General features: G+C 67.5%; 2 protein-coding genes. One reads left to right on the forward strand and one right to left on the reverse strand.

The features are described from left to right. Positions 1 to 165: 165 nt before the first annotated feature. A complete protein-coding gene (locus tag SFU54_RS00165) occupies positions 166 to 1602 on the reverse strand; it encodes a GuaB1 family IMP dehydrogenase-related protein (protein ID WP_319014305.1) in 1437 nt (478 codons plus the stop codon). A 131-nt stretch (positions 1603 to 1733) separates the two neighbouring features. On the opposite strand from SFU54_RS00165, the gene SFU54_RS00170 reads away from it, so the two are divergent. Then, positions 1734 to 3079 (forward strand): 2-oxo acid dehydrogenase subunit E2 (locus SFU54_RS00170; RefSeq protein ID WP_319014306.1); only part of this gene is annotated, 1346 nt, incomplete at its 3' end.

The raw sequence follows: 3079 nt of genomic DNA on the forward strand, positions 1-3079 counted from the left end.
AGCAGCAGGCCGGCGAGCAGCGAGATCCACTCAGCGCTCACGGTGGCCACCGATCATCGGCGAGGGTCTATGGCTGGGTTCGTCAGGGGCGGGCGATCGGCCCGTACTAGGAGGCTCCATAACAGCCCCACTATACGGTGCCGCCAGGAGCAACCGCCTGCGAGGTCACCACGAAACCGGTAGCGCCTTGCCCTCGTCGTACCCCGCGGCCGACTGCGTGCCGACGACGGCACGCTCGTGGAATTCGGGCAACGTGGATGCCCCCGCATACGTCATCGACGACCGCAGCCCCGATGTGATCATGTCGAGCAGGTCATCGAGCGAGGGTCGCTCGGGGTCGAGATAGATGCGCGAGCTCGAGATGCCTTCGGCAAACAGGCGTTTGCGCGCGCGCTCGAAGGCATCGAGCCGCTGAAACCGCTGCTCGACGGCCTTCGTGGATGCCATGCCCCAGCTGCTCTTGAACCAGCGCCCGTGCTCATCGCTTTCGAGTTCGCCGGGCGCTTCGAGCGTGCCGGCAAACCACGAGCCGACCATGACGGCCGAGGCGCCCGCGGCGAGCGCGAGCGCGACGTCGCGGGGGTAGCGCACTCCCCCATCGGCCCAGACGTGGGCGCCGAGCTCGCGTGCGGCCACCGCGGTGTCGAGCACGGCCGAAAACTGCGGACGCCCCACGGCCGTCATCATGCGCGTCGTGCACATGGCTCCCGGGCCGACCCCCACCTTGAGCACGTGCGCGCCCGCCTCGACGAGATCGCGCACACCCTCGGCCGTCACAACGTTGCCCGCGACGATCGGCACCCCGAGCCCCGCGGCGGCAACCGCGCGCACGGCGGCGATGGCGTGGTCCTGATGTCCGTGGGCGGTGTCGATGACGATGACGTCGGCACCGGCAGCAACGAGCGCCGATGCCCGCGCGGCCGCGTCACCCCTGACGCCGACGGCTGCGGCGACGCGGAGGCGGCCATGGGCATCCACCGCGGGCGGATAAATCGTGGCCCGCACGGCGCTGCGCGCGCTCAACGACCCGACGATGCGGCCCGCGTGGCGCACGGCCACGGCGTCGACACCCGCTGACTCGATGAGGTCAAAGGCTGCGCGGGCATCGGTGAGGTCATCGTCAATCGTCGGCACGCTCGGCACGACGAGGTCTCCGATGATCGAGTCGGGCAGCGCGTGGCGCAGGGCGCTCGCCGGGATGCTGCGCTCGGGCACCCCGTCAGCGTCAACAATCGTCAACAGAGCGCCCGGCACCTCGGCCACGAGAGCCCGCGCGGCGGCGATCGTGTGCCCCGGCCCCACGAGCACGAGAGGGTCGAGCAGCGTCGATGCGCTTTTCACGGCCGCGATGTCGGCAGCGAGTTGCTCGGCCGAACCGTCTTGCGGCAGCACGGCAAGACCGCCCCGGCGAGCGAGCGCGGCGGCGAGCCGCGGCCCGGTCACCGACGTCATGTTCGCGGCGACGATCGGGATGCGGAGCCCGGTGGGGTCGTCAGCACTCAGGTCGACACCGAGCCGACTGCCGACCGCCGAATGCTGCGGCATGAGGAAGACGTCACTGTAAGTGAGGTCATGAGTCGGACGCTCGCGGAAGAATCGCACGAAATAACGCTAGTCGTGCCGTTCGCAGGTGAAACCCGCGCGCGGGAACAGTTAAGCTTGTGCGGGCGGTGCCAGCGAAGGCTCCGCCGGTGCCAACCCAATCGATGTGAAGCGAAAGTGGGCGGTCGGCTGTGTCAAGCCAAGTGACCGGAGTCGGCCCTGACGGCAACGCCGCGGGCGAATTCGGAGCCAACGAGTGGCTCGTTGACGAACTGTACGAGCAGTACAAGAACGACAAGAACGCGGTCGACCCCTCGTGGTGGCCCATTCTCGAGAAGTACCACCAGTCGACGATGGCTGGCGCGGCGCCCGAGGCTGGTCCTGCCGCCCCCGCCGCACCAGCTGCGCCCGAAGCGGCACCGGTCGCTGCGGCGCCCACCACCGGCAGCCATCCCGTCGCGCGCACCACCTCGATGGCGCCTCAGCCCACGCCCATTCCCGCGCAGGCACCTGCCTCCGTCGCTCCCCCGACGCACGTCGACGCCGACGGCGATGGCCAGCTCGATGACATCGTCACGCCCCTCAAGGGCATGGCCAAGACGCTGGCCACGAACATGGATGCGAGCCTCACGGTTCCGACCGCCACGAGTGTGCGCACCATTCCCGCGAAGTTGATGATCGATAACCGCATCGTCATCAACAACCACCTCAAGCGCGCGCGCGGCGGCAAGGTCAGCTTCACGCACCTCATCGCGTGGGCCATGGTGCGCGCACTGCGTGAGTTCCCGAGCCAAAACGTCTTCTACGATGAGGTCGACGGCAAGCCCGTTGTGGTCACCCCGGCGCACATCAACCTCGGTATCGCCATCGACCTGCCGAAGCCCGATGGCACGCGGTCGCTCATGGTTCCCGGAATCAAGAAGTGCGAGACCCTGGGCTTCGGCGACTTCATCACGGCCTACGAAGACGTCGTCAAGCGCGCGCGGGACAACAAGCTCACGGCCGCCGACTTCCAGGGCAACACCATTTCGCTCACGAACCCGGGCGGCATTGGCACGGTGCACTCCGTGCCGCGCCTCATGAAGGGCCAGGGCGCCATCATCGGTGCCGGTGCACTCGAATACCCGGCCGAGTTCCAGGGAATGTCGCAAGCGACTCTCGCTGACCTCGGCATCGGCAAGACCATCACGCTCACGAGCACCTACGACCACCGCGTCATTCAAGGTGCTGGCTCGGGTGAGTTCTTGAAGAAGGTGCACGAGCTGCTCATCGGCGAGCGCCGCTTCTACGAAGACATCTTCGCTGACCTGCGTATCCCTTACGACCCCATTCACTGGGCGCAAGACATTCATGTTGACCTGGCCGACCAGATCAACAAGACCGCGCGCGTGCAAGACCTCATTAACGCCTACCGCGTTCGCGGCCACCTCATGGCCGACGTTGACCCGCTCGAATACCGGCAACGTACGCACCCCGACCTTGACATCTCGAGCCACGGGCTCACGTTCTGGGATCTCGACCGTGAGTTCGTCACGGG

It is taken from the genome of Microcella sp., from assembly GCF_033763155.1.
In the GTDB taxonomy this organism is placed as follows: Bacteria; Actinomycetota; Actinomycetes; order Actinomycetales; family Microbacteriaceae; genus Microcella.